Source organism: Hydrogenophaga sp. ZJX-1, assembly GCF_048590325.1.
GTDB lineage: Bacteria > Pseudomonadota > Gammaproteobacteria > Burkholderiales > Burkholderiaceae_C > Hydrogenophaga.
Genome location: NZ_JBMBRA010000006.1, coordinates 162,849 through 189,654, shown reverse-complemented (window position 1 = coordinate 189,654; position 26,806 = coordinate 162,849). Strand labels below are relative to the sequence as shown.

General features: G+C 64.8%; 25 protein-coding genes. 8 read left to right on the top strand and 17 right to left on the bottom strand.

What is annotated here, in order from left to right:
- The first annotated feature begins 17 nt into the window (after positions 1-17).
- Complete coding sequence (folP, locus tag ACN5W5_RS17850; RefSeq protein WP_420049823.1) at positions 18-845, top strand: dihydropteroate synthase; 828 nt, start codon at positions 18-20, stop codon at positions 843-845.
- A 383-nt stretch (positions 846-1,228) separates the two neighbouring features.
- On the opposite strand, the gene ACN5W5_RS17845 is transcribed toward folP, so the two are convergent.
- Together ACN5W5_RS17845 and ACN5W5_RS17840 are read right to left on the bottom strand one after the other, a co-directional pair.
- Entirely contained in the window at positions 1,229-1,489 is a 261-nt protein-coding gene (locus tag ACN5W5_RS17845) for a HEPN family nuclease (RefSeq protein ID WP_420049822.1), read from the bottom strand.
- A 137-nt stretch (positions 1,490-1,626) separates the two neighbouring features.
- Entirely contained in the window at positions 1,627-2,709 is a 1,083-nt protein-coding gene (locus tag ACN5W5_RS17840; RefSeq protein WP_420049821.1) for a restriction endonuclease, read from the bottom strand.
- A 789-nt stretch (positions 2,710-3,498) separates the two neighbouring features.
- Between ACN5W5_RS17840 and glmM the strand changes: the two genes are divergently transcribed.
- On the top strand, positions 3,499-4,833 hold the full coding sequence (gene glmM, locus ACN5W5_RS17835; RefSeq protein ID WP_420049820.1) for a phosphoglucosamine mutase: 1,335 nt from the start codon (positions 3,499-3,501) through the stop codon (positions 4,831-4,833).
- Positions 4,833-5,321: a GNAT family N-acetyltransferase gene (locus tag ACN5W5_RS17830; protein ID WP_420049978.1), complete on the top strand. Its 489-nt coding sequence runs from the start codon at positions 4,833-4,835 to the stop codon at positions 5,319-5,321. The genes glmM and ACN5W5_RS17830 overlap by 1 nt, the downstream gene beginning before the upstream one ends.
- 15 nt (positions 5,322-5,336) lie before the next feature.
- On the opposite strand, the gene ACN5W5_RS17825 is transcribed toward ACN5W5_RS17830, so the two are convergent.
- From ACN5W5_RS17825 to ACN5W5_RS17775, 11 genes are all read right to left on the bottom strand, one after another.
- Positions 5,337-6,539, bottom strand: coding sequence for an exo-beta-N-acetylmuramidase NamZ domain-containing protein (locus ACN5W5_RS17825; RefSeq protein WP_420049819.1), 1,203 nt, complete (start codon positions 6,537-6,539; stop codon positions 5,337-5,339).
- Positions 6,540-6,547: 8 nt separating this feature from the next.
- A complete protein-coding gene (locus ACN5W5_RS17820) occupies positions 6,548-7,180 on the bottom strand; it encodes a DOMON-like domain-containing protein (RefSeq protein ID WP_420049818.1) in 633 nt (210 codons plus the stop codon).
- Positions 7,181-7,235: 55 nt separating this feature from the next.
- On the bottom strand, positions 7,236-7,649 hold the full coding sequence (locus tag ACN5W5_RS17815) for a hypothetical protein (RefSeq protein ID WP_420049817.1): 414 nt from the start codon (positions 7,647-7,649) through the stop codon (positions 7,236-7,238).
- A gap of 114 nt (positions 7,650-7,763) precedes the next feature.
- Complete coding sequence (gene arsB, locus ACN5W5_RS17810) at positions 7,764-8,792, bottom strand: ACR3 family arsenite efflux transporter (RefSeq protein WP_420049816.1); 1,029 nt, start codon at positions 8,790-8,792, stop codon at positions 7,764-7,766.
- Between the two features lie 17 nt (positions 8,793-8,809).
- A complete protein-coding gene (locus tag ACN5W5_RS17805) occupies positions 8,810-9,313 on the bottom strand; it encodes an arsenate reductase ArsC (protein WP_420049815.1) in 504 nt (167 codons plus the stop codon).
- A gap of 4 nt (positions 9,314-9,317) precedes the next feature.
- Entirely contained in the window at positions 9,318-9,854 is a 537-nt protein-coding gene (locus tag ACN5W5_RS17800) for an arsenate reductase ArsC (RefSeq protein WP_420049814.1), read from the bottom strand.
- Between the two features lie 29 nt (positions 9,855-9,883).
- A complete protein-coding gene (gene arsJ / locus ACN5W5_RS17795; RefSeq protein WP_420049813.1) occupies positions 9,884-11,161 on the bottom strand; it encodes an organoarsenical effux MFS transporter ArsJ in 1,278 nt (425 codons plus the stop codon).
- A gap of 1 nt (position 11,162) precedes the next feature.
- Positions 11,163-12,206, bottom strand: coding sequence for an ArsJ-associated glyceraldehyde-3-phosphate dehydrogenase (locus ACN5W5_RS17790; protein WP_420049812.1), 1,044 nt, complete (start codon positions 12,204-12,206; stop codon positions 11,163-11,165).
- A 136-nt stretch (positions 12,207-12,342) separates the two neighbouring features.
- Positions 12,343-12,834 (bottom strand): ArsI/CadI family heavy metal resistance metalloenzyme, encoded by a 492-nt coding sequence (locus ACN5W5_RS17785; RefSeq protein ID WP_420049811.1) that lies wholly within the window; start codon positions 12,832-12,834, stop codon positions 12,343-12,345.
- Positions 12,835-12,846: 12 nt separating this feature from the next.
- Positions 12,847-14,157, bottom strand: a complete 1,311-nt coding sequence (locus ACN5W5_RS17780; protein WP_420049810.1) for a hypothetical protein — start codon at positions 14,155-14,157, stop codon at positions 12,847-12,849.
- Positions 14,154-14,507: an ArsR/SmtB family transcription factor gene (locus ACN5W5_RS17775; protein WP_420049809.1), complete on the bottom strand. Its 354-nt coding sequence runs from the start codon at positions 14,505-14,507 to the stop codon at positions 14,154-14,156. Before ACN5W5_RS17775 ends, ACN5W5_RS17780 begins: the two co-directional genes overlap by 4 nt.
- A 187-nt stretch (positions 14,508-14,694) precedes the next feature.
- Here ACN5W5_RS17775 and ACN5W5_RS17770 point away from each other — a divergent pair, with 187 nt between their 5' ends.
- From ACN5W5_RS17770 to ACN5W5_RS17750, 5 genes are all read left to right on the top strand, one after another.
- Positions 14,695-15,561 carry a GNAT family N-acetyltransferase gene (locus ACN5W5_RS17770; RefSeq protein WP_420049808.1) on the top strand — a complete coding sequence of 289 codons (867 nt, stop codon included), beginning with the start codon at positions 14,695-14,697 and terminating at the stop codon, positions 15,559-15,561.
- A gap of 125 nt (positions 15,562-15,686) precedes the next feature.
- Positions 15,687-16,562: a UDP-2,3-diacylglucosamine diphosphatase gene (locus ACN5W5_RS17765; protein WP_420049807.1), complete on the top strand. Its 876-nt coding sequence runs from the start codon at positions 15,687-15,689 to the stop codon at positions 16,560-16,562.
- A gap of 25 nt (positions 16,563-16,587) precedes the next feature.
- The gene (locus tag ACN5W5_RS17760; RefSeq protein ID WP_420049806.1) at positions 16,588-17,712 is read left to right on the top strand and encodes a glycosyltransferase family 4 protein; all 1,125 of its coding nucleotides are present in this window, start codon (positions 16,588-16,590) and stop codon (positions 17,710-17,712) included.
- A gap of 76 nt (positions 17,713-17,788) precedes the next feature.
- Positions 17,789-19,870: a polyphosphate kinase 1 gene (ppk1, locus tag ACN5W5_RS17755; protein WP_420049805.1), complete on the top strand. Its 2,082-nt coding sequence runs from the start codon at positions 17,789-17,791 to the stop codon at positions 19,868-19,870.
- Positions 19,871-19,889: 19 nt separating this feature from the next.
- Positions 19,890-20,372, top strand: coding sequence for a SixA phosphatase family protein (locus ACN5W5_RS17750; protein WP_420049804.1), 483 nt, complete (start codon positions 19,890-19,892; stop codon positions 20,370-20,372).
- A gap of 48 nt (positions 20,373-20,420) precedes the next feature.
- Here the strand turns inward: ACN5W5_RS17750 and ACN5W5_RS17745 are convergent, their stop codons facing one another.
- The 4 genes from ACN5W5_RS17745 to ACN5W5_RS17730 all read right to left on the bottom strand — a co-directional run bounded on the left by ACN5W5_RS17745 (position 20,421) and on the right by ACN5W5_RS17730 (position 26,731).
- Positions 20,421-20,948: a hypothetical protein gene (locus ACN5W5_RS17745; protein ID WP_420049803.1), complete on the bottom strand. Its 528-nt coding sequence runs from the start codon at positions 20,946-20,948 to the stop codon at positions 20,421-20,423.
- An 82-nt stretch (positions 20,949-21,030) separates the two neighbouring features.
- Positions 21,031-23,982 carry an ATP-binding protein gene (locus tag ACN5W5_RS17740; RefSeq protein ID WP_420049802.1) on the bottom strand — a complete coding sequence of 984 codons (2,952 nt, stop codon included), beginning with the start codon at positions 23,980-23,982 and terminating at the stop codon, positions 21,031-21,033.
- A 22-nt stretch (positions 23,983-24,004) separates the two neighbouring features.
- Positions 24,005-25,123, bottom strand: a complete 1,119-nt coding sequence (locus ACN5W5_RS17735) for a response regulator (RefSeq protein WP_420049801.1) — start codon at positions 25,121-25,123, stop codon at positions 24,005-24,007.
- A 123-nt stretch (positions 25,124-25,246) separates the two neighbouring features.
- Entirely contained in the window at positions 25,247-26,731 is a 1,485-nt protein-coding gene (locus ACN5W5_RS17730) for an exopolyphosphatase (protein WP_420049800.1), read from the bottom strand.
- Between the last annotated feature and the right edge of the window lie 75 nt (positions 26,732-26,806).

Below are 26,806 nucleotides of genomic sequence, written 5' to 3'. Positions count from 1 at the left end.
TTTTGCGGACTCCATTCATGCACTGGCAAACCTCCCGCTTCGACATCGACCTGAGCCAACCCAAGGTCATGGGCATCGTCAACGTCACGCCCGATTCCTTTTCAGACGGCGGTCAACACGCCGGCACCCGGGCCGCGCTGGCGCACTGCGAGCAGTTGCTGAAAGATGGTGCGCACATTCTCGATATCGGTGGCGAATCCACCCGACCGGGCAGCCCGGCAGTGCCACTGGACGAGGAGCTGGCGCGTGTTTTACCTGTGGTTCGCGAAGCCGTGAAGTTCGGTGTGCCGCTGTCCGTGGACACCTACAAACCCGAGGTCATGCGGGCTGTCCTGGACGAAGGGGTCGACATCATCAACGACATCTGGGCGCTGCGTCAGGGCAATGCGTTGCAGGTGGTCGCAGCGCATCCGCGCTGCGGCGTGTGCCTGATGCACATGCACCGCGATCCGCAGACCATGCAGGTCGCTCCCATGCAGGGGGACGTGGTGCCCTCGGTCGCCGAATTTCTGCGAGTTCGGGTGAGTGCCCTGCGCGCTCTGAATGTGGCTGCCGAGCGCATCGTTCTCGATCCCGGCATCGGATTCGGCAAAACCGTCGAACAGAACTTCAGCCTGCTCGCGCGCCAGCAGGAGTTGCTCGTCGAGGGCTATCCCCTCTTGGCGGGTTGGTCGCGCAAGTCCTCCCTGGGTGCCGTGACCGGGCGAGAGCTGCCTGCCGAACGCGTGTCGGCCAGTGTGGCGGCGGCCTTGTTGTCGGTGGAGCGGGGCGCCCGGGTGGTACGGGTACACGATGTGTGCGAGACAGTTGACGCACTCGCGGTCTGGCAGGCCAGCATGGCCTAGCTGTTCTTATTGTCGGGTGTCAGTCAGGAGGAATCTGTCGATTTACTGGCTAACGGTCCGGCTATGGCTGAGTGGGCTCGGTCGTGAGACTCAAGTCGGTCGGCAGCTGTCGACCCATTGTGGACAGTCGCACAGGGTGAAAGCAGATAGGTTGTTTCGGCGCACCTATCCTTGGCTTTTAAAGGAGGGCCTTGATGCAAGGCGGATCTGATCTACTGAATTTTCAAATGTGTCGCCAGCTTAAAAACAAACTCCCTGATCTCTTCCAAGCAAATTTCTGCATGGAACCCATTTCTATCATGAAACGAATATCCAAAAACTACCCCAGATTGATGGCACGGCTCGATTTTGAAGTGTGCGACTGCATTTCGGAGTCGCACTATTTACTGCTTAAGGTTCGGCTTATGGCTATGCCCATAATTGCAACTACCTAAAGCTTTTATTGAGCTTGACTGGATACCCCATTCCGCAAGATTATCAAAATCAATAGAAGGGATGCTGTTATTTAGAGACTCCTTCGGAAGAATCAGCAACCCAAGCAGACAATTTATGAGCAGAGTGGCCTCATTGGGGTCGTTGTATTCTTTAACTAAATCCAACGTTCGCTGCATGAAGCTGAGTTCGAAATCATTTTCATATTCCACGAAAAAATCTCCCAAGTATTCGAGGTTTGAAAAATTTATACTCCTTCAAGCTTAGAAACGCAATTGCTATGGTGCATCGAATTTTCAGCAAGAAGTGCGTGCGCAGTTCGAATCTCGTACTGACACTCGAATGGAATTTATTCCATAAGACACCGAAGTAACTCGATATAGTCATCATCGTTTGCCAGAAATACATTTGTTTTTGTCGCCAGCAGTTTGGCGGCATTGGTGTATCCCATTGGTGAAATAACCATGCAGTCAGATGCATTGTAAAATGACTTCGAAGCAAAGACCTCTTGTACTGCGGCGTTGCCAACTGGCGTTGAATAGTATTTAGCTTGGATCGCGATTTTTAACTTTGGCGTAGTAACTATTATGTCAGCACCCTGATCTCGAGAGGCGGGTGTTGTTTCCACCACGGCATCTGGGAAAGCATTCTGAATTTTTAGACTCAGCGAGATTTCATAGTCGCGCCCGGTCGAAATTTCAGCCTCCTCTTCCATTTCATCATCTGATCCTTCCGAAAGGACGATATAGATCAATGTACTACCGATGTGTCCGCCCGGAAAAATGGATGCAAAATGCTCCCTCGCTTCATCTGATTGTGTTGACGAAATCAGTGCTTCCATTGCGCCAATGCGAAGCTTTTCCGAAGAGAACTCTCGTAGCACGTTGAACCATGGGCTCATGTCTACATCGCCCCATTTGTCAATTGAAGATAATTGTCGCTTCTTCGCTAATAAAATTTTCTTGTAGGCTCTAATCGTTGCGCAATCTTCATCGAAGCAGTAGAAGAAATTCGCGCATAAAAGCACCTGAGTATCGATACAATGCTTTATCGTATCTCCTATTGCGCTAAGTATTAACTGAGGCAAATCGTCAGGAAGTAAAGATTTAGTTGTCGCTAGTAGATCTTGCTCCCGAAGGTGCTGACGAATACATTCAAGAAAATCTTGAGTAAAGCCTGAGATCGATAATGTCTTCTTTTCTGCATTGTAGTTTTTTTCAATCAATGCATTCAACTGATCTCGGTCAATACCAATAATTGTTGCTCGATAGGCAAGTCCTACAACCTCGTCCCGCTGCAGAATATCTTTAAGCTTCTCAGTCAGTCCTTCCACGAGATTTTCTTGCGTCAGCGTTGCCATACTCTTTGCTGCATCAAATGCCTGTCGATAACGATTAACACGGGCGTCCACGAGATGATCTTGAGATTGCATTGGCTTCCTTCGTATAGTTGGTGAGATTTTGGTTCTTGCTGCGTTAGGGGTAGTGTTCAACACATCCGCTGAGGAAACATTTGAAAAATATATTCCACATGATAGGAAGCAGGGTGGCACTTTTTAAGTGCCTTCACTGGAATTTCATTTCTATGATTTTCCGTTTGAAGGTGCTCCGTGACTGTAGTCCTTGAAAAATCCTGCGCCAAGCCGTCCGCGAATTGCTCAGTTCGCACAAGAAGGCGTTCAATCGTGCTGAGTTCTTGACCAACCCTAGGTAGCGCACTTTGACGTCCCCGACCTGCTGCTTGCCCTGTCGAGACCAAAGTTCCACCTAAGCTCGGACGCCAGCTTTGATTTTCTCCAACTTTTCCACGATTCCATAGGGGGTCGTGATCCAAGATTTGCGCTTACTGGGAAGCATGACGTCAGTCTACTTGAGCGTACTTCTTTTGCACAAAATCGCGATTGTCAACACCCAAGTGAATTGGAACCGAAAGTCCTCTTTTGGCCGGCAGCAGTCCAAGGATCAGTAGGGGTCGCGAGTCGGACACCTGGGCATGAACCGACGCTCATGGCAACACTTTGGCCGCAGCAGCGGCCAAAGAGCAAACCTGTTACGCGGGTCAAGGGGATATGCAGTCCCATTGCCTGAGCAAGGACGGCAACACCATCGCCATGCTGCTGCCTTCGCCCCCTGTGGAAGCGCCTGTGTGATCGCGAGGCTGATTTCCTAGGCGAAGCTTCTCGCGCAGGGCGCGTCCCGTGCGGCACCCTAAAATCAAACCCATGACCCGCAAATACTTTGGCACCGACGGCATCCGAGGGACCGTTGGCCAGGCCCCGATCACCCCCGATTTCGTTCTCAAACTGGCTCACGCCGTGGGCCGCGTGCTCAAGCGCGACGAGGCGCACCCCACGGTGCTGATCGGCAAGGACACGCGCATCTCGGGCTACATGCTGGAAAGTGCGCTGGAGTCCGGCTTCAACTCCGCCGGAGTGGACGTGGTCTTGCTCGGCCCGGTACCCACGCCCGCCGTGGCCTACCTGACCCGCGCGCAGCGCGCCAGCCTGGGCGTGGTGATCTCGGCGAGTCACAACCCTTTTGGTGACAACGGCATCAAGTTCTTCAGCGCGCAGGGCAACAAGCTCTCGGACGACTGGGAGCACGCCGTCGAGGCCGAGCTGGACAAGGACCCGGTCTGGGCCGACTCGCGCAACCTGGGCAAGGCGCGGCGCATGGACGACGCGGCGGGTCGCTACATCGAGTTCTGCAAGAGCACTTTTTCCAACGACCTCACCCTCAAGGGTCTGAAGATCGTGGTCGACGCCGCCCACGGCGCGGCCTACCAGATCGCGCCCGCGGTGTTCCATGAGCTGGGCGCCGAGGTGGTGCGCATCGGCTGCGCCCCCGACGGATTGAACATCAACCACGAGGTCGGCGCGACCCATCCGCAGGCCCTGGTCGATGCGGTGCGGGCGAGCGGGGCCCACTATGGCGTGGCCCTCGACGGTGACGCGGACCGGCTGCAACTGGTGGACGCCAGCGGGCGCCTGTACAACGGCGACGAGCTGCTGTACCTGATCGCGGCCGATCGCATCGCTCGCGACGTGGACGTGCCCGGCGTGGTGGGCACGCTGATGACCAACATGGCGGTCGAGGTGGCGTTCCGGAAACGCGGGGTCAGGTTCGTGCGAGCGAAGGTGGGCGACCGTTACGTGCTTGAAGAGCTGGAGCGCCACGGCTGGATCCTCGGCGGTGAAGGCTCGGGGCACTTGCTGGTGCTGGACAAGCACACCACCGGCGACGGCCTGGTGTCGGCGCTGCAGGTGTTGCAGGCCTGCGCCGGCAGCGGCAAGACCATGGCACAGCTGCTGGCCGATGTGACGCTGTTTCCGCAGACCCTGATCAATGTGCGCCTGCAGCCCGGGCAGGACTGGAGAACCAACACCTTGCTGGTCGATGAGACGAAAGCGGTCGAGGCCGAACTGGGGGACACGGGGCGGGTGCTGATCCGCGCCAGTGGCACCGAGCCACTGCTTCGCGTGATGGTCGAGGCGCGCGATCCTCAGCAGGCCCAGGCTTGCGCCGAGCGGCTGGTGAACGCGGTGAGGGCCGGATGATGGCGGCCGCGTTTTCGGTTCGCCGTGCGGACTACGCCAACCCGCACGATGCGGCATCGCTGGTGATGCTGCTCGACGCTTACGCCAGCGATCCGGCGGGTGGCGGGGAAGGACTGAGCGACTTTGCCAAGGCCCACCTGGTGCGTGAACTGGCTGCGCGACCACAGGCCTACAGCGTGCTGGCATTCGACGGTGACGCACCGGTGGGCCTGGTCAATTGCATCGAGGGTTTTTCGACCTTTGCGTGCAAGCCGCTGGTGAACGTGCACGACGTGGCCGTGTTGTCCAGCCACCGAGGGCGCGGCATCGCCGAGCAGATGCTGGCGCTGGCCGAGGTCATCGCCCGCGAACGCGGGGCGGTGAAGATGACGCTGGAGGTGCTCTCGGGCAATGCGCCCGCGGTCAAGCTCTACCAGCGCATCGGCTACGCCGGTTACCAGCTGGATCCGGCCATGGGCACGGCGCAGTTCATGCAGAAGTGGCTGTGAACTGACCCCCGTTGCTCAGTAGAGCAGGTGGGGTTTCCGGGTCTCTATCCAGGCCGCTTCGTCCGGCCTGGTGATCGCATCGAGGTCTTCGGGCTTTGACTTCGGATCGTCCACCCACTCGCGCAACGCTGGACCGCCATTGATGAGGTCGATCGCCAGGCGATCGTGTTCGTATTCGTAGGCGAAGTCGCGCCACAGCGGGTAGCCGGGCGCCTGCAGCCGCAGCGCCTTGAAGGCCAGGGCCTGCAGGCGCCAGGGCTGGAAGGTGGCGTGGTCGTAGTGCGTCGGGTCTTCCACATGGATCTGCACGCCGGCGCAGAGCTGGCCGGCGTGTTTGTGGAACGTCGGCTCGAAGAAACACTCGCGCAGCATGCAACCTTTGAGCCACTGCGGGGCGATACGGCGCATGTCGGCAATGAGCCGTCGGGCATCGATGTCGGGGGCGCCGAACAGCTCCAGCGGGCGTGTGGTGCCTCGGCCTTCGCTGAGCGTCGTGCCTTCGAGCATCACGGTGCCGGCGTAGGCGCGGGCCATCCAGAGGTTGGCGGCGTTGGGGCTGGGGTTGACCCAGGTGCGCTCGGTGGGCCAGCCGAAACCGGGCGCTGCGTCGGGCGCCCAGCCTTCCATGGTGATGACACGGTATTCCACTTCCAGCTTCAACAATCCGATGAACCAGTGGCCGAGTTCGCCCATGGTCATGCCGTGGCGCATGGGCATGGGGCCGGCGCCGACGAAGCTTTCCCAGCCCGCGCGCAGCGTCAGGCCCTCCACCGGGCGGCCGGCGGGGTTGGGGCGGTCGAGCACCCAGACCGCCTTGCCATGTTGCGCGGCGGTTTCGAGCACGTAGCGCAGCGTGGTGATGAAGGTGTAGATGCGGCAGCCCAGGTCCTGCAGATCGACCAGCAACACGTCGAACGTGTCCATCATGGCGTCGGTCGGGCGGCGCACCTCGCCGTACAGGCTGAACACCGGGATGCCGAGGCGCGGGTCGAGGTAGTCGGGCGACTCGACCATGTTGTCCTGCTTGTCGCCACGCAGGCCGTGCTGCGGGCCGAAGGCGGCCGTGAGTTTCACGTCGGGCAGGGCGGCGAGCGCGTCGAGCGAATGGGTGAGATCACGGGTGACCGAAGCCGGGTGGGCCAGCAGGGCGACGCGGCGGCCGGCGAGCGGTGCGCGCAGGGCAGGGTCTTCCAGAAAACGTTCGATGCCGAATTTCATGCGGGGTGTCAGGCAGGGTTGAAGGGTGCTGTGGGAAACGGCGGCAGGTCGAGCACATGCGCGAAGCCGGCACGGTGGTGAAAGTCGGGGCGTGCGGCGGGGTGGTGCAGGGCCCAGTAGCTGAGCTGGCCGTCGCGGGTCTCCAGGACGGCGCTCAGACCCAGCATCAAGGGCGCACCGGCCGCGGCCGGCGGCAGCGCCTCTCGCGGCAGCCAGACCTGCAGATCCATGGACTGCGGTTGTTCCACGAACACCAGTTCGGGTGCACAGGCCGGCGCAGCCACCTCGGCGGGCAGATCGCGCACCCGTTCAGCACTGAAGCGGTAGGCCGCCCACCGACCCGATGGCGAAAAATTGAACTCCTGGTAGGCCGGCTCGCCAGCGCGGGCGACGAACGCTTCCAGGCAGGTGTGCTGCCACAGGCCATCGGCTGGTCCGGGAACACCGGGCGGCGGGACGCGCAGACCCGCCGTGTCACCCGTGATGCGGTAGTGCAGCAGCCAGCCTGCGCCCGTCTCGGTACCCGCCGCCGCCAGCGACACGCTCAGCTGCAGGTCGAGCGGGCAGGGTGTGGCGGGGTGGCAGGTCAGCGCCAGAGGCCTCGCGGGCAGTGGCTGGATCGGGGTGGGGGCGGAAGTCACAGCCCCGTATTCTGGCAGGCCGGCGGCCGCTCCGGCAGGGATCAGTGCGACGCGCTCACGGCTGGTAACACCGGCCCGAAGGGTCGTTGTCGATGCGGATCAGCTGGTTGTTGCCACCGCCCCAGACGGTGCCACCGGTGAAGGTCAGGCAGCCTTCGCCTTTGTAGTGGGTGATGATGCGGCGGGCATCGCTGCCGAAGTAAAACGGGATCCAGCGCTTGCCGGTGTCGTGGGAGTACATCGCATCGGCCTCGCCGATGCGCTTTCGGACCGACTGGGCCTCCATGCCGATCCGGAGCTGGGCAAACCGGCTGCCGGGTGCGGCGGTGCCCGTGACCTCGCCTTCAGACTGGCCGTCGATGGACTTCACCTCTCGCACGGGCGGTTCCTGCGGTTCGAGGGAAATGCTGGAGCAACCCCAGATCGATGAGAGCAAACTGACGACCAACAGGGTGCGCGGTGTGTGCATGGGGATGCTCCTGGTTCGATCGAAGAAGGCGGTCCTTCACCGAAGGGAACCGCCAAGGCAGGCTGCCACAGCAGCTCGTTCAAATTGTAGTAATGAGCAGCGCGGTGCCGCTGCTCAGCTCGCCTGGGGCACGAACCAGTGCTGCGTGCGGTTGATCAGCGCCACCAGCGACAGCATCACAGGCACCTCCACCAGCACGCCGACCACCGTGGCCAGGGCGGCGCCCGAGTGCAGGCCGAAGAGCGAGATTGCGACCGCCACGGCGAGTTCGAAGAAATTCGAGGTGCCGATCAGGCAGGCCGGCGCGGCGATGTTGTGCGGCAATTTGAGCCAGCGCGCACCCACGTAACCGATGGCAAAAATGCCATAGGTCTGTATCAGCAGGGGGATGGCGATCAGCCCGATCACCAGCGGCTGGGCCACGATGGTCTCGGCCTGGAATCCGAACAGCAGCACGACGGTGGCAATCAGGCCCACCACCGACCAGGGCTTGAGCAACTTCACGAACGCGCTCACCGCCACCTCGCCACCGCGCGAACGCAGCCATTGCCGCGTGAGCACACCCGCCACCAACGGCAGCACCACATAGAGCATGGTGGACAGCAGCAGCGTCTGCCAGGGCACGGCCAGATCGGTCACGCCGAGCAGGAAGGCGGCAATCGGCGCGAAAGCGAACACCATGATGAGGTCGTTCACCGAGACCTGCACCAGCGTGTAGTTGGGGTCGCCCTTGGTGAGCTGGCTCCAGACGAAGACCATGGCGGTGCAGGGCGCCACACCCAGCAGGATCATGCCGGCGATGTATTCGTTGGCGGACTGCGGGTCCACGAAGGGCGCGAACAGGTACTTGAAGAACAGCACACCGAGCGCCGCCATGGTGAAGGGCTTGATGAGCCAGTTGATCACCAAGGTGAGCATCAGGCCCTGCGGCTTCTTGCCGACGTCGCGCACCGCTGCGAAGTCGATCTGGATCATCATCGGGTAGATCATGATCCAGATCAGCACGGCGACGATCAGGTTGACGTGCGCCACTTCAATCGCCGCGATCGCGGCGAAGTTGGCGGGCGTGAGCAGGCCCAGGCCGACACCCGCGAGGATGCCCAGGCCGACCCAGACGGTGAGGTAGCGTTCGAAGAGTCCCATGCGGCGATTGTGAGGGCTCAGGCCTGGGCCAGGCGCCGGGCCTCGGTTTCCAGCATCAGGCGGTCGAGCTGGGCCAGGGGCAGGTTCATCAGCAGCTCCAGACGCTGGTGCAGCGCGTGCAAGACCTGCTTGAAGGCAAACAGCTGTTCGTCGTGGCTGCCGGTCAGAAGCGTCGGATCTTCATAGCCCCAGTGCGCGGTGGCCGGGTGGCCTGGCCAGACCGGACAGACTTCCGCTGCCGCGTCGTCACACAGCGTGATGATCAGGTCCATGTGTGGCGCGTCGGGCAGCGCGAACCGATCCCAGCTTTTGCTGCGCAGACCATCGGTTCGGATGCCGGCCGCCTGCAACACTTCCAGTGTCAGCGGGTGCGCAGCCCCGTCCGGGCTGGGCTGACAACCGGCCGAATAGGCGTGGAAGGTGGGCCCATCCATGTGGTTGAGCACGGCTTCGGCCATCAGGCTGCGGGCGGTGTTGTGGTTGCAAAGAAAGAGGATGTGAACGGGGGGCTGGAGGCTCATGGGCTCAGGCACTGGCGGTGGTTGTGGTGGTGGATTCAGTGGCCGTGACCAGGCCAATCTCGGTCACTTCTTTTTGCAGCGTCAGGCGGCTGAGCTTTTCGATCGGCAGGCACATCAGCAACGAGATGCGGCGCGAGAGCACGCTGAACGCATCGTTGAAGGCGCGCTGGCGCTGCTCTTCGGTGCCGGTGGCGGCGGCAGGATCGGCCACGCCCCAGTGGGCCGAGATCGGTTGTCCGGGCCAGACCGGGCAGACTTCGGCGGCAGCCTTGTCGCAGACGGTGAACACGAAGTCCATCGCTGGCGCGTCCGGCGTGGCGAATTCGTCCCAGTTCTTGCTGCGCAGGCTGTCGGTCTTGTAGTGGTTGCGCTGCAGCAGGTCGATCGCCATCGGGTGCACACTGCCCACGGCGTGGCTGCCCGCGCTGTGGCCGCGGAACCGGCCAGCCGACTGCGCATTGAGGATGGCTTCGGCCATGATGCTGCGGGCCGAATTGCCGGTGCAGAGGAACAGCACGTTGTAAACCTTGGGGGTGTTCATGGGATCGTCCTTTGGAAGGAATGCAGGAACTAGGGGGTGGGCGAGGGAGATCCGTTGAGCGCCAGGCGCGTGGGCAAACCCAGCGTCAGCAGCCAGCACACCAGCAGCATCAGCGCCGAGCCCACCAGCGCGTAGAGCAGGCCGCCCCACTGGTAGAGCAGGCCCGACATCAGCGTGCCGAAGAAGCGGCCCAGGGCGTTGGCGGCGTAGTAGAAGCCCACGTCTTCGGCCGCTTTCTCGCTGCCGGCGTAGGCCAGGATCAGGTAGGAGTGCACCGACGAATTGACGGCGAAGGCGAAGCCGAACAGGCCCAGGCCGCCGACCACCCACCACTGCAAATTCGGCGCGTCCAGCAGCACGGCCGCGGCGATGCCCACCGGAATCAGCGCCAGCGCCAGCGACCACCAGCGTGCCTCCGGCACCTCGGCGCTCAGGCCGTCGGCGCTGCGCTTGACGATGTGGGGGGCGAGCGCCTGTACCAGGCCGTAACCGATGGTCCAGAGCGCAAGGAAGCCGCCGACCATGGTGAAGGTCCAGCCCTGCGAATACAGGAACACCGGCACGCCGACCACGAACCACACGTCGCGCGCACCGAACAGCGCCACGCGCGCGGCGGCCAGCGCGTTGATGCCGGCGTTCTTCGCGAACAGCTCCTTGGCCGATTTGGACGCCTTGCTCTTGCCCATCAGTGGCGGCACGAAGCCCACCACGCCCGCCAGCACCAGCACCAGCAACCCGGCCATGGCCCAGAGCGCGTGCTGGAAGCCCAGTGCATCGAGCAGCAGGCCGCCGAGGAAAAAGCCGAAGCCTTTCATGGCGTTCTTGCTGCCGGTGAACCAGGCGACCCATTTGAACAACTGGCCCGAGCCCTGGTTCTTCGCCTGGTCGGCGGTGATCTTGATGGCCGACTTGCTCGCGGTCTTGGTCAGGTCCTTGGCCACGCCGCAGATGCCTTGCGCCACCACCACCCAGGCCACCGACAGGGCCGCCGTCCAGGCCGGGTTCAGCAGCGAGAGCAGGGTGAAGCCGGTGATCTGCGTGAGCAGGCCCACGGTCAACATGCGCTGGATGCCGTAGCGCGTGGCCAGCCAGCCACCAATCAGGTTGGCCAGCACACCGGCCGCTTCGTACAGCAGGAACAGAAACGCCAGCGTGAACGGTGAATAGCCCAGGCGGTAGAAGTGCAGCAGCACCAGCATGCGCAGCGCGCCGTCGGTGAGCGTGAAGCCCCAGTAGGCGGCGGTGACGATGGCGTAGTTGCGGGTGGCGGTGCCAGCCGTGGAAGGCGATGCGGTCGCGTTCGACATCTCAGAGACCGAGAGACTCGATGTGGCAGGCCAGGTCCACCATGCGCGTGGCGTAGCCCATCTCGTTGTCGTACCAGGCGTAGACCTTGAGCAAGGTGCCGTCGGTCACCATGGTCGAGAGGCCGTCGACGATGGAGCTGCGGGTGTCGCGCGCGTAATCGGCGCTCACCAGCGGGCGGGTCTCGTAGCCCAGGATGCCGGCCAGCGGGCCCTTGGCAGCGGCTTCGAACAGCGCGTTCACTTCTTCGGCCGTGGTCGCTCGGTTGAGCTCGAACACGCAGTCGGTCAGCGAGGCATTGAGCGCCGGCACGCGCACCGCGTGGCCATTGAGCTTGCCCTTGAGTTCGGGGTAGATCAGCGCGATGGCGGTGGCGCTGCCGGTGGTCGTTGGGGCCAGGTTGACCATGGCGCTGCGCGCGCGGCGCAGGTCTTTGTGCGGCGCGTCCACCACCAGGTTGGTGTTGGTGGGGTTGTGCAGGGTGGTGATCTGGCCGTGCCTGATGCCAATGGCTTCGTGCACCACCTTGACCACCGGGGCCAGACAGTTGGTGGTGCAGCTGGCGGCGGTCACGATGCGGTCGCGCGCGGGGCTATAGAGGTGTTCGTTGACACCGACCACGATGTTCAGCACGTCGCCGACCTTCACCGGCGCGGCCACGATCACGCGTTTTGCGCCGCGATCCAGGTGGCCCTGCAAGGTTTCGGGCGTGAGGAACTTGCCGGTGCATTCGAGCACCAGGTCCACGCCGAGGTCGCCCCAGGGGATGTCGCCGGCGGTGGCGTGGCTGCTGAAGGAGAGCGTGCGTTCGTTGATGCGGATGGCGTCTTCGCCTTCGGCGGCGATGTCGGCGCGCCATTTGCCCTGCACCGTGTCAAAGGCCAGCAGGTGGGCTGTGGCCGCAGCGCCGCCCTTGATCTCGTTCAGGTGCACGACGTCCAGGCGGTTGCCGTTGCGCGGGTCGATGGCTTCGCGTTCGATGGCGCCGAAGGCGGCGCGCAGCGCCAGGCGGCCCATGCGGCCCATGCCGTTGATACCAACTTTCATGTTGACAGGTCCAGTGAAGGGGAAAAATCGGGAATGGGATCGGGTGCGGACGCTTCAATGAATATTGAATTGTCTGGCACCCATGTGACGAACGTGTGACACCGTCCGGTGTGTCACACAGCGGCGATACCGGCGATCACCGCCCGCAGCAGCCAGCGGCTGAGGCAGGCGCCGCGGCCGGGTTGCAGCAGGCACTGGCCGAAGAGGCTGCGGGCGCTGGCGCGCAGCACGCTGTGGCCGCAGGTGCCGCGGCTTCGTTGAACACGGGGATGTTGCCCAGCGTGTGGAACTGTTCCCAGGCCACGCCCTGCGGGTCGGTGATCCAGTATTTGTCGCTGCGGGCGTAGCAGCAGGTGGTTTCGCCTTCGTCGAGCAGGGCCATGTCGGCCGCCTGTGCCTGGGCCTTGAGCGCGCCGAGCTCGTCGGCCGACGAAACCTGGATGCCCAGGTGGTCCACGCCGGTGCTGGTGCCGCGCGTGGAGATGGCGAAGTTCACGGGTGGGTCTTCCAGCATCCATTTGGCGTAGTCGCCTTCGGTGCGGGTGGGCGGCTGGTTGAACAGGGCGGAATAAAAGCCAATGTTCTTGTCCAGGTCGTTGACGTGCAGGTGGACGTGAAAACGTTTCATCGGAATCTCCAGTCAGGCTTGAAAGGGAAGGGTTTCGGGCAGCGTGGCCGCGGCCGGCAGCACCACCACCGGTGAAAAGCCGCCGCCTTCGGTGCGGAAATTGGTGGTCTGGCCCGACCAGGTGCGCGCGGCCAGCAACTGCACCTGGGCGCGGTAGGTGTAGGCGCGCAGGTCCAGCTTGAGCAGCGTGGTCCGGCCGTCGACGGACACCCGCCGTTCGCTGGGCGGCACGGTGGTCTGGGCGACGTAGTCCCCTGCGAAGATGTCGCCCCACACGCGCCGGGTGAGCTTGTCGCCGCGGTAGGCGGCGCGGGCGCCGAAGCCGGCGGCGGGCTTGAAGAACAGCGTGCGCCGCTGGGCCCAGAGCGCGTCGGCGCTTTCTGCCGTGACGCGCTGCGTGGCGGGCACCACCTGGCGCAGCACGGCGCGGTCGGTTTCACCCACACCCCAGGCTTCGAGCCGCGCGGCGTCGGACAGCGCGATCAGGTTGCGTTTGTCGGCGTACAGCGCGTGGGTGCGGGGGTGCGGCGTGACCACGGCCGCGCCCGCGCGGTAGGCCTGTTGCAGCGCGTCGTGGCCGCTGTCCTGCAGGTAGAAGTCGGTCAGGCGGTTGTAGACCAGGTCGACCGGCATGTCGCCCGGCAGGGCCGGGTGCCAGAGCGCGCCGTCGCGCCATTGCAGTTCGCGCGCATCGGCCACCACGGCGATCAGGCCCTGCGCGGCGAACAGCGCACGCGCCATCTCGAACTCGGGTGCCAGGTACTGCTGACCGGGCGTGTCGTCCACGATCAGCACGTTGCGCAGCGGCGCGTCGCCACGCTGCGACCGCCACTCGGCGCGGAACATGGCGAGGAACACCTCGTCCAGCCGCAGCAACGCATCCGCTGGGTCGAACAGTGGCTCGAAGCCCGTGCAGCAGGCGCGGTGCGCCCGGGCCAGCGCGGCGTTGAGGAAAGCGCCGCCGGCGTTGCTGTTGATCTCGATCAGCTTGGGGCCGTCGGCCGCGAGGTGGAAGTCATAGCCCATGAAAACGCCGGCCGGGCCCCAGTCCAATGCCGCGATGGGGTGCGCGCGCGCCAGGGCCTGTTCGCGCCAGGCGGGCAGGGCGATCACGCGCTCCAGGGTTTGCACAGCTTGCACGATCTGCTGCTGCACCCCGGCGTCGAGGAACACGGCGCTGGCCGAAAACAGGTGCGGGTGGCTCTCGGCCAGCCGCACGGTGAGACCGCCGAGGGCCGGGCTGGTTTCCAGTTGCTCGCGCAGGCGTGAGGGCTGCAGGGTCTGGCAGGCGCAGCCCAGGTTGATGGCGTCGGCCAGGTTCATGGCGCTGTCCCGCAGTGGGTGCAGCCGCCATCCGAAGGTACCTCGCAGGCCTGGCCGGCGCAGCAGTGTTCGGTGAGGTAGCCGAGCAGGGCGTTCATGCGGTCGAAGCTGGCGCGGTAGATCAGGTGGCGGCCCTGCGGCTCGGCGCTCACCAGATCGGCGTGAGCCAGTTCCTTGAGGTGGAACGAGAGCGCGCTGGGCGACACCCCCAGCTGTTCCGCCAGGACGCCGGGCGTGAGACCGTCGGGGCCGGCCACGACCAGCGCACGGAAGGCGCGCAGGCGCTGCACCTGGGCCAGCGCGGCCAGCGCGCTCAGGGCCTGGGATTCCAAGGGTGAAGTGATTTCCATATTTCAATATTACTTGAAACGTGGAATCAATGCCTGTTTTTTTCCATGTCCACACGGGTCGGGGGTGTCATCAAAACTTCATGTCGCTGCCACAGACGGGACATGCGCAATTCCCAGAATGCAGGTTCATGAACACGTGCACACCGACCACAGCGCCTGCGATGGGCGCACCCACCAGGAGCCTGCCATGAGAGAACTGCCCACCCCCACACTGAACCTCTCGCCGGTGAGCCGGCCCCGGGGGTTGCTTCATCCGCGCTCACCTGCTCCGTCTCAGCCCCTGGTGGCCAGGCCGCTGGCGGAAAAGCCCGCGGTGGGCGGTATCGAAGTCTCGTGGGCCCGCCACCTGGACGAGGTTCGTGAAGCGCAACGACTGAGGTACGCGGTGTTTGCCGGCGAGATGGGGGCCATCCTCTCGAACGCCGTGCCCGGGCACGACGTGGACCTGTTCGACGACTTTTGCGAACACCTGCTGGTGCGCGACAGCGCCACGCGGCAGGTGATCGGCACCTACCGCGTCCTCACGCCGGCCCAGGCACGGCGCGTGGGCAGCACCTACAGCGACACCGAGTTCGACCTGACGCGGCTGCGCAATGTGCGCGAACGCATGGTGGAACTGGGCCGCAGCTGCGTGCACCGCGATCACCGCCATGGCGGCGTGATCATGGCGCTGTGGGGTGCACTGGCCGAATTCATGGTGCGCAACCAGCTCGATACCATGATCGGTTGCGCCAGCATCCCCATGCAGCACCAGGGCGAACACGGCATGGTGGGTGGTGGTCACGCCGCGGCCAGCATCTGGCGCCAGGTGAAAGAGAAGCACCTCGCTTCCATCGAATTCCACGTGCGCCCGCGCCTGCCGCTGCCCATTGAACAGCTCGACGACACGCTCGACGTCGAGCCTCCCGCGCTGATCAAGGGCTATCTGCGCCTCGGCGCCAAGGTGCTGGGCGCACCCGCCTGGGACCCCGACTTCAACGCCGCCGACCTGCCGATGATGATGCGCATCGCCGATCTGCCGGCGCGCTATCGCAAGCACTTCTTGGGCTGTTGAATGGTCCCCCCCGCTGCGCTTCACGCGACCCCCGAGGGGGCAGGGCTTCCGGCCAAGCCGGCCCGGCGGTGCCCAGGGGGAAGTCATTTCCGATCTGCTGGGTTTGCTGATCCAAAGGAACCACGATGAGAACGGCCTTTGAAGCGCTGGGTGGGTGGGGGATGGCAGGGGTTCTGCCCATCGGTTTCGACGCCGACGACGAGCATCCCAACGATGGCGGAGAACGGCCCCGTTTTCGGGCCGTTTTCATTTCCGATCTGCACCTGGGCACGGCGGGCTGCCAGGCCAGTGCCTTGCTGGAGTTCTTGAAGCAGCACCCGAGCCAGACCCTGTACCTGGTGGGCGACATCGTCGATGGCTGGCAACTGCGCCGCAAATGGTTCTGGCCGCAGGCGCACAACGACGTGGTGCAGAAACTGCTGCGCCGTGCGCGCAAGGGCTGCCGGGTGGTGTTCGTGCCGGGCAACCACGACGAGTTCGCGCGCCAGTTCCACGGCCACAACTTCGGCGGCATCGAGGTGAGCAACGAGGCCGTTCACACGACGGCCGACGGGCAGCGTCTGTGGGTCGTGCACGGTGACCACTTTGACGGCGTGATCCAGTGCGCCAAGTGGCTGGCCTACGTGGGCGACAACCTCTATGAATTCACGTTGCGCCTGAACCGCCACCTGAACTCGCTGCGCGCGCGCATGGGCCTGCCGTACTGGTCGCTCTCGCAATACCTCAAGCACAAGGTCAAGAGTGCGCTGAACTACGTGACCGATTTTGAACGCGCCGTGGCCGCCGAAGCGCGCCACAAGGGCTACCAGGGCGTGGTCTGCGGTCACATCCACCGCCCCGAAATGCGCCACATCGACGGCACGCTGTACTGCAATGACGGCGACTGGGTGGAAAGCCTGTCGGCGCTGGTCGAGCACATGGATGGCCGGCTGGAGCTGGTGCACTGGATTCCTTCCATCGCTGAACGGCCGTCAGAGCCGCGGCTGCCCCAGACCGCCTGAAAGAGTCACCCAGGGAGACAAAAAAATGAAGCTGGTTCTGGTGACAGACGCCTGGTCGCCCCAGGTCAACGGCGTGGTGAGCACGCTGGTGGAGCTGGTGCGCCAGCTCCAGGCGCGCGGCGACGAGGTGGTGGTGATCCAGCCCGGGCAGTTCCGCACCCGGCCGTGCCCTGGGCATCCGGGCATCGGGCTGGCGCTGTTCCCGGGCCGGCAACTGGCGCGCATGCTCGATGCGGCCAACCCAGACGCCATCCATCTCGCCACCGAAGGCCCGCTGGGCTGGGCGGCGCGAAGCCATTGCCTGCGACGCGGACTGCCGTTCACCACCGCGTTCCACACCCGGTTTCCCGAGATCCTGCGGACGATGCTGCGGGTGCCGCTGTCCTGGAGCTATGCACTGCTGCGCCGTTTTCACCGGCCCAGCAGCGGCGTCATGGTGCCGACCCGCGGTGTGCTCGACCTGCTGGAACAACGGGGTTTTGGCAACCTGCGCGAGTGGACGCACGGGGTGGATACGCGCCTGTTTGCGCTCGCGCCCGAAGCCATTGAATTTCCGGCCCTGGGCCACCTGGCGCGGCCGGTGAGCCTGTATGTGGGTCGGATTGCTGCAGAGAAAAACATCGAGGCGTTCCTTTCGCTTGACGTGCCGGGCAGCAAGGTGGTGTGTGGGGTGGGGCCGCTGAAGACCGCGCTGCAGGAGCGTTATCCGAATGTGCACTGGCTGGGTGTGTTGCCGCGCCAGGAACTCGCGCAGGTGTATGCCGCGGCCGACGTGTTCGTGTTTCCCTGCCGCAACGAAACCTTCGGGCAGGTGATGCTCGAAGCCATGGCCTGCGGTGTGCCGGTGGCGGCGTATCCGGTGCACGGGCCGCTGCAGGTGTTGGGCGATGCCGGTGCCGGCGCGATGCGCGAGGACTTGCGCGAGGCCTGGTTCGAGGCGCTGAAGGTCAAGCGCCACGCGGCGCGCGCCCGCGCCCAGCAGTTCAGCTGGGGCCGGGCCACGACCCTGTTTGCCTCTTTCCTGGTGCTGTTCCCGCCGCGGCAGCGCAAACCCCGGCCGTCACCGCTGAACGCGGCCGCTGCCGTGCGGTCATTGCCCGGCATCGAGGCGGTCAGACTGTCACACAAACGTCATCCAGCTGTTGAATAATCGTCAAGATCATGTGACATGGACGCCAGCCAAAACCGGCTGGACCTTGCCGCATCCCCTGATACCCACGGTTTTCATGAGCGCCAGCAACCCACAGACCCGCCTGACTTTCCTGGACCGAGACCACAGCATCCTGGCTTTCAACGAGAGGGTGATGGACTGGGCGCGCCGAACCGATGTGCCCCTGCTGGAACGCCTGCGCTACCTGAGCATCGTTTCCAGCAACCTCGACGAGTTCTTCGAGGTGCGCATGGCGCCCCAGCTCAACGCGCACAAGACCCATGAGCAGCGCGGCCTGTACACCGTCGAAACCTACGAACAGCTGTCCGCCAAGGTGCACGCCCTCGTAGCGCAGCAGTACGCCATCTACAACGACGAACTGCTGCCCTTGCTGGAGAAGAAGGGCATCAAGCTGGTGGCCCACGGCGAGCGCAACCCGCGCCAGCGCCGTTGGGTCAAGGAGTTCTTTCAGCGCGAAGTGCAACCCCTGTTGTTGCCCGTGGGCCTGGACCCGGCGCACCCGTTTCCCCAGGTGGCGAACAAGTCGCTCAACTTCATCGTGCGGCTCACCGGCAAGGACGCGTTTGGCCGCGAGAACGAGATCGCCATCGTCAAGGTGCCGCGCATCCTGCCACGCTTCTTTCGCATGCCACCGGTCAAGGGCTCGAAGCAGAGCCACTTCGTTTCCATTTCCAGCCTGATCCGCTCGCACCTGGCCGACCTGTTCCCGGGCCGGCAGGTCACCGAGTTTTCGCAGTTCCGCGTCACGCGCCACTCCGACCTCGCGGTGGACGAGGAAGAGGTGAAGAACCTGCGCACCGCGCTGCGCAAAGGCCTGCAGCAACGCCACTATGGCGAAGCGCTGCGCCTGGAGATCTCGGCCGGCTGCTCCGACTACCTCGCCGGTTTTCTGCTGGCGCAGTTTGCGCTGCCGCAGGAGGCCCTGTTCCGGGTGCCCGGCCCGGTGAACTTGGTGCGGCTGAACCAGCTCATCGACCAGATCGACGCGCCCGCGCTGCGCTTCGAGCGCTACAACGCCGGCTGGCCGGTCCAGCTGGCGCCCGGGCAGTCGTACTTCGAGCAGCTGCAGCAGGGCGATGTGCTGATCCACCAGCCCTACGAGAGTTTTGACGCGGTGCTCGCCTTCCTGCGCGAAGCGGTGGAAGACCCGGACGTGCTGGCCATCAAGCAGACCATCTACCGCACGGGCGCCAAGTCCGAGTTGATGGAGCTGCTGCGTGAAGCGGTGCGCCGGGGCAAGGAAGTCACCGCGGTGGTGGAGCTCAAGGCGCGCTTTGACGAAGAGGCCAACATCAACTACGCCGAACGCCTCGAATCCGTGGGCGCGCAGGTGGTGTACGGCGTCGTGGGCCTGAAGACCCACGCCAAGATGATGCTCATCACGCGGCGGGAAGACGGCCGGCTCAAACGCTACGCCCACCTCTCCACCGGCAACTACAACCCCGGCACCGCCAGGCTCTACACCGACCTGAGCTACCTCACCGCCGACGACGCGCTCACCGCCGATCTGGAGCAGGTGTTCCTGCACCTGGCCAGTCAGAACCGGCTGCCCAAGCTGAACAAGGTGCTGATCGCCCCGTTTCACCTGCACAAGTCCATGCTGGACAAGGTGGAGGCCGCGGGTGCGGCCGCCAAGGCCGGCAAGGAAGCCCGCATCATCCTGAAGATGAATGCCCTGACCGATGAGCCGCTGGCCCGGGCGCTGGCCGCGGCCTCGCAACACGGTGTCCGGATCGACATCATTGCGCGTGGCGCCTGCATCCTGCCCGCACAGGTGCCGGGCCTGACCGACAACGTGCGGGTGCGCTCGGTGATCGGCCGGTTGCTGGAACATTCACGGGTGTTCTATTTCCGTACCGACGAGGTCGAAGAGCTCTGGCTGTCCAGCGCCGACTGGATGAACCGCAACATGCTGCGCCGGGTGGAACTGGCCTGGCCCGTGACCGACAGCGCGCTGCGCCACCGCATCATGGACGAGTGCCTGTCGGCCTGTCTGCACGACACCAAGGATGCCTGGCTGCTGCAGCCGGACGGCCGGTACGTGCCGGCCGCCATGCTCGCTGGCGCCAAGGGACGCAGTGCGGTGCCGCAGTCGGCACAGGCCAGCCTGATGGCGCGTTACGGCAGCAAGGGCTGAAACAGGAAAGGGCCAGGCTGTGGATCTGATCCTCTGGCGGCACGCCGAAGCCCACGATCACCCCGACCTGGTCAACGGCCAGCAGGGCGACCCACTCGACCTCGCGCGCCGCCTGACACCGCGGGGCGACAAGCAGGCCGCCCGCATGGCCGCCTGGCTCGACCGCCAGTTGCCCGACGGTGCCCGCATCTACGCCAGCCCCGCGGCGCGGGCGGAACAGACGGCGCTGGCGCTGGGGCGCAAGCTCAAGCTGCGCGACGAACTCGCACCGGACGGCGACCCGCTTGCATTGCTGGAGCTGGTGCAATGGCCCAATGGCAAATCGCCGGTGGTGGTGGTGGGTCACCAGCCGATGCTGGGCAGCGTGATCGCGCGCCTGCTCGGCTTGCCGGAAGAGTACTGCCCGATGAAGAAGGGGGCGCTCTGGTGGCTGCGCAGCCGGGAGCGCAACGGTGCACTTCAGACGGTGCTGGTCACGGTGCAGACGCCCGAACTGATTTGATCGTCTGCGAGACAGGGTTCAGCGCACCGTTCAGGGTGCGCTGAAACATCAGGCGCTGGTTGTGGCGGCAGGCTTGACCACAGCGGCGGCCTGCTTGGCGGGCACAGCGGCTTTGGTGGGTGCGGAGGCCTTGGGCTTCACTGCGACCGGCTTGCGCGCTACCGGGGCAGCGGCCTTTTTGGCGACCACTTTCTTTTCAACCGCCTTGGGCGCCACCTTGGCAGCCGGCTCGACCTTGGTTGCGGGTTTCGCCGCCTTCTTCAGGGTCACTTTGGCGGCAGGCTTGGCCACCACTGCAGGTTTGGCTGCAGAGGCAGCCGCCTTGGACGGCGTCACTTCGGCGCTGGGGCGGCCGGTCTTCAGGGTGGGCACGGCGGCAACAGCGGTCTTGAAGGCCGCATCGCTCATGCCCTTGAGCACCATCAGGCCGGCGCGCAGGAGCTCGCTCTTCTTGACGCTGGTGCCCATGCCGATGGCCCGGATCTTGAGAACGTCGATGGTGGCGTACTCGGCCTTGGGGATCGTGAAACTGTCGCGGACCAGTTTGCTGGATTTGCCGGTGTTCTTGGATGCCATGAATTTTCCTTTTGAGTTAAACGGTATAAACCGTTTATACCAAAAAATCAGGCCGTCTTTTCCAGCCCAGAACCCGCCCGCTTCAGGCCCGGGCCATGAAACCGGCCAACGCCCGCGCCGTGCCGAGGGCGGCGGTTCGCAGTTCTTCCAGCGCCTGGGCGTCCACCGTGCGGTCGCGCGCCGCCTGTTCGATCTGTGCGCAGGCAACCCCCAGCGCCGTGGCCCCCACGTTGTCGGCGCCTCCCTTGAGTCGGTGCGCGGTGTCCTGCAGATCCTTGAAGCGGGACTGCGCTGCGGCCTGTTGGATGGCATCGCAACCGGCAGACAGGGTCTGCAGGAATTCGCTGAATATGTCGCGGCTCAACGTGCCCGCCGCATCGTCGCATTCGGCCAGTTCCGCCCAGCGCCCGACGTCCAGCCAGGCTGGATCGGGCGCAGCCAGGAGTGTGGCCGGAGCGGACAGTGCAACGGTTGTGGACGGCGCCGGGTTGGCCGCCGGTGTCCAGCGGTGCAGGGCGGCGGCGAGGCGTTCAAGCTCCAACGGTTTGGGCAGGTAGTCCGACATGCCCGCGTCCAGGCAACGCTGGCGGTCTTCACCCAGCGTTGAGGCGGAGATGCCGATCAACACCGGCGCGATGTTGCCCAGCTGTGCCCGGATGGCCTGCGCGGTGGCCTGGCCGTCCATGCCGGGCATGTGGCTGTCGAGCAGCACCAGGGCAAACGGCTGCTGCGCGGCCTGCGCGCTGGTGAGGGCCTGCAGCGCTGCGGCGCCATTGCTGACGCTGTGGTGGGGATAGCCCAGCCGGGCCAGCATGGCCGCGGCCACCTTGAGGTTGACCGGGTTGTCATCGACCACCAGCACACGGTGGGGCTGGATGTGGTGCGGCAGGGTGGTGGTCGCGGGTGCGCGCACCAGCGCGGGATCGGCGGCCACGCAGCGGACCGAAAAACGGAAGGTGGAGCCCGTGCCGGGGGCGCTGATCACGCTGATCTGCCCACCCATCATCTCGACCAGGTGTTTGCAGATCATCAGTCCGAGGCCGGTGCCTCCGTAGACGCGGGTCGTGGATGTGTCGCCCTGGGCGAAGGGCTGGAACAGGTCGGGCAGGCGCTCGGGCGGGATGCCGACGCCGGTGTCGGTGACGCTGAAACACAGCTGTGGCGGCGTTTGCGTCTGGTCCATCCACCCGCGCAGTTCGACCTCGCCGTGGTCGGTGAACTTGATGGCGTTGGACAACAGGTTGAGCAGGATCTGGCGCAGGCGGACCACGTCGCCGATCATGGCCGCAGGCACTTCGGGCGCGATCTGGATGGCCAGATGCAGGCCTTTCTCTTGCGCCTTGAGACGCATGATGCCGGTGGCGTGGCCGATGGCGGCGCGCACGTCCATCGGTGCCTGTTCCAGGTGCAGGCGCCCGGATTCGATCTTGGAGAAATCCAGGATGTCGTCCACCACGGCGAGCAACTGGTCGCTCGACACCTTCAGCACACCGAGCAGCTCCTGCTGGGTCGTTGTGAGCGGCGATTCGCTGAGCAGTTCGCTCATGCCGACCACGCCGTGCAGCGGGGTGCGGATTTCGTGGCTCATCACCGCGAGGAAACCCGCCTTGGCCTTCACCGCCGCGAGCGCTTCTTCGCGCGAAGCGGCGAGTTCGGCGGTGCGCAGGCTGACGCGGGCTTCCAGCATCTGGGCGGCATCGCGCAGGGCTTCGTTTTTCTGTTCAATTTCCGCGTTGTAGGCCTGCAGCTGGACCGCGCTGTCGTGCATGACCTGCGACAGGTTGTGCACCTCGCGAAACCGGGTGAACCGCTGCACCGGCGGCACGTCGCCCGAGCCCAGGCGCAGGGCCGAGGTGTTGAGTCGACGGAACTGGACCGAGAGCCGGCGGGCCACGGTGTACGCCACCAGGGCGCTCACCCCGATCAGCGCGGCCATCGCCATCAGCGCCCATTGCCGGGCCTGCGTGACCTGGTGGGTGAAGTCCTGCTCGGGCGCGACCACGATGAGCTGCCAGTCGAGGTTGTATTTTTTGCCGAAGGGCCGCTGCAGGGCCATCAGCCGGTTGTTGGTCAGACCGAGCCGCTGCAGCCAGTCCTGCCGGGTTTCCAGCCGCACCAGACCGGGCCGGGTGCGCTGGTCTTGCTGGAAGCGCGCCTGGAGCTGGCTGTAGGAGGCGCGCACCAGCGCGTCCTGGCTTTGTGTCGGGGTGATGCGCTGTTGTTTGCCGGCGACCAGGTGGTGAAGCGCTTCTTCGCCCGAACTGGCCACCATCAGGCCCTGCGCGTCGACGAGGTAGGTCACGGCGTTGTCGCTCACGCGGGTGCTGCGGATCAGGTCGGTCAGCCGCGCCAGGCTCATGTCCACCGCCATCACGCCGAGCAGGGTTTTCTGGTCGACGTCATAGATCGGCTGCGCCAGGGTCAGGTCGAACTGGTCCTTGACCGCCGAGCGGTAGACGTTGGTGAACACGCGCTGGCCGGTATTGGCCGCCAGCTGGTACCAGGGTCGGCGGCGCGGGTCGTAGACGGTGGCTTCGGTCTTGACGAGTTGGCTGCGGTCACCCGGTTGCGCGATCAGGAAGTGCCGCCGGCCGCTCTCGCCGGGCCGGATGGTGCGCACGATGAAACCCGCCTCTTCGCGTTCCAGGCCGAAGAAACTGCCGTCTTCGGTGCCGAAATACAGGTAGGGCACGTTGGCCGACTGCTGCGTGAGCGCGTGGGCCATCAGCTCGAACGCGGGGGTGTCCTTCAGCCAGTTGCGCGTGCGTTCGGCCTCGGCGCCGCTGGTCACGAAAGGCGGCACCAGCGCGTTGACCACGGTGTGCGATTCGCCGAGATGGGCCAGCGCGCCCACGTCCACGCGGTGGGCCGCCTGGCTCATGGCGTTTTCGGCCAGGGTGTCGATGGCCTGCGCGCTGTTGGACGAGAGCAGCCACGACACCAGCAAAGCCGGCACCAGCGCGGCCAGCACCAGCGCCGCGATCAGGGCAGGGCCGAGCGAGAGCCGACGGCGGTGGGCGTGGGTCGTGGGCACGGTGGCGGGCCAGGGCAGGGGGTCAGAAAGGCAGCGGTTCCACGGCACAAACGTCCATGGGTTCGCTGCGGTGGGGCAGTGTGAGCAGGTAGCGGGCCACCGGCCGGACGGCGCCGGTGATGCTGCGCAACACCGGGATCGAAACCGTGATGGCGCCGTGTTCGGACGGCGCGTGGCGTTGCATGGCCATGGCGTCCACCACGGCTTCGCCCACCGGGATCAGCTGCCGGCTGCCGCCGAGCAGGCCATCCAGTTGCATCATGGCCACCGGCCCCCCGTGCAGCGCGATGCCCACCTCGAACGGCGGCAGTCGGCGGCCGGGAAACTGCGCCTGCACGAAGTCGGCCATGCTGGCGGCGGCGTTGCGCAGGCCCAGCGCGGCCTTGGCCGCCCGCAGGCTGTGGGGCGCGCTCCTGGCCGCATTCACCCCGTCGGCAAAGATGCCGAGCACGCCTTCACCCACGAACTGCATGGCGCTGGCGCCAAACAGGTGGACGGTGTCGCCACTGTTTTCGTAGAAACGTTTGAGCATCCGGCCGAGTTCGGCCGGGTCCAGTGCAGCCAACCAGTGCGGGTAATGCCGGATGTCGGCGAACAGCACGGTGGCCTCGGGGTAGTTGAGGGCCTGTTGGCCGCGCGTGTCGCCAGGCCACTGTTCGCTGAGCTCGCGCGCGAGCCGCTTCTCGTATTGTTCATGCAGGTCCCAGGCCTGCTCCTCAAGGGCCTCGGACAGGGCCTTCTGCAGGTGCATGTCCTGCACGGCGGTGCGCAGGTTCTGCCGGTTGAACTGGGCCTGCACCGCCTCGATCAGCTCCTTGGGTCGCAGAGGTTTGGTGAGGTAGTCGTCGGCACCCAGGAGCATGCCCTGGCGCATGTCGCGCCGCTCCTGCAGCGAGGTCAGCAGGATCAGCGGTGTCTGGCCGAGTCGCGGGTGTTCACGCAAATGCTGCAAAAGGTCAAATCCGCTCATGCACGGCATGTTCACGTCGCTGACGATCAGGTCGGGCTGGTGTTCCTGGATCAGGCGCCAGGCGGCGAGGCCGTTGCTGGCTTCGAGCACATCGTGGCTCTGGTTTTTCAGCACCACGCTGATGAGTTTGAGTGTTCCGCCATCGTCTTCCGCAACCACTATCAAGGCCATCGCTGTGCTGTCTCCGAGTACACATGGAATCGGCCATCGTAGACCGGCCGGTCCGGCTTTCGGCTTCGCCCGGCGTGCTGGCGGGTGACTCCGTGACGGATTGCCTGTGGGCGTGCGCCGGGGTCAGCGAAGATCGGCGCTGAATTTCCAGGCGGTTTTCTGCCAGGCCAGCACTTCTTCACCCAGCAGCCAGGCCGACTGCGGGTAGCGACGCGACCAGCCCGGGTTGGTCGCCAGCTTGAAGGCACCCGATTTGTAGCTGAGCTTGACCGACTGGTGCTCCGGCGTCTGGCGGGCATGGCAGAGCAGCACCGCGAGGCGCAGGCTCATGAGCTGCTTGGCGAACAGCTCGTCTTCCAGCGACTGCTCCAGCTTGCGCAGCTTGCCGCGCTGACCGAGCACCAGCTGGCTCATGCGGTGCAGCTCCGGAAAAGAGAAACCCGGTGCGTCCACGTTGTCCAGGATGTAGGCGCCGTGGTGGTACGAGCGGTCGTGCGAGATGTGGGTGCCGATCTCGTGCAGGCGGGCTGCCCAGGCGAGCTTTTGCGAATAGCGATCGTTGGGCGTGTCGGCAGCCGCGATCTGGGCGAACAGGGCCGTGCTCACCGTGCTCACGCGCTGCGCCTGCACTTCGTCGATGGAGAAGCGCTCAGCCAGCCAGCGCACCGTGCGCTCGCGCACGTCGCCCTCGTGGGACTCGCGGTCGATCAGGTCGTAGAGCGCGCCCTGGCGCAAGGCGCCTTGCGCGGGCAGCATCTGCTGGATGTCGAACAGGTCGAAGATCGCGCGCAGCACGCTCACGCCGCCGCCGAGCACGGCCCGGCGGTCGTCCTTCATGCCTTCGACACGCAGGTTGTCGACGTTGCCGGCCTTGATCAGCTTGTCCACCAGCCAGTCCAGCCCCGAACGGGTGATCACACCCGAAGCCCAGCCGTTGGCCGCCAGAATGTCGGCGACCGATCCCACGGTGCCCGAGGACCCGTAGGACACTGTCCATTCGGAGGGCGGAAAGGTGTCGAGTGCTTCGTCGAGCACCGCCTTGGCCGCGACCTCGGCGGTCTTGAAGGCCACCGCCGTGAGCTGGCCGCGAGGAAAGTACTTGGTCGACCAGGCCACGCTGCCCAGCCGGTACGACTCCATCTTGCGGGCCTCGTAACCCTGGCCCAGGATCATCTCGGTCGAGCGCCCGCCGATGTCCACGACCAGGCGTTTTTCTTCGGATTGCGGCAGCAGGCGCGAGACACCCTGGTAAATCAGGCGCGCTTCTTCGTGGCCGGACACCACCTCGATGGCAAATCCCAGGATGGACTGCGCCTTGCGCATGAACTCGTCGCGGTTCCTGGCCTCGCGCAGGGTCTGCGTGGCGACGGCCCGGACCTGTTGTTTCTTGAAGCCGTGCAGGCGCTCGGCGAAGCGGGCCAGACAGTCCCAGCCGCGCTGCATGGCGGCTTCGCTCAACACCTTGTTCTCGTCCAGGCCGCTGCCCTGGCGCACGGTTTCCTTGATGTATTCGACGCGTTCGATGTGGCCTGAGTGGAAACGGCCGATTTCCAGCCGGAAGCTGTTGGAGCCGAGGTCGATCGCGGCGAGGAGGGTTCCGTTTTGCATGTTGCGTCAGAGCCGCGCCGGTGGCGGGTCTGGAAGTTCGGGTTCAGTGGGACAGCCGGGATTGTGACGCATCGC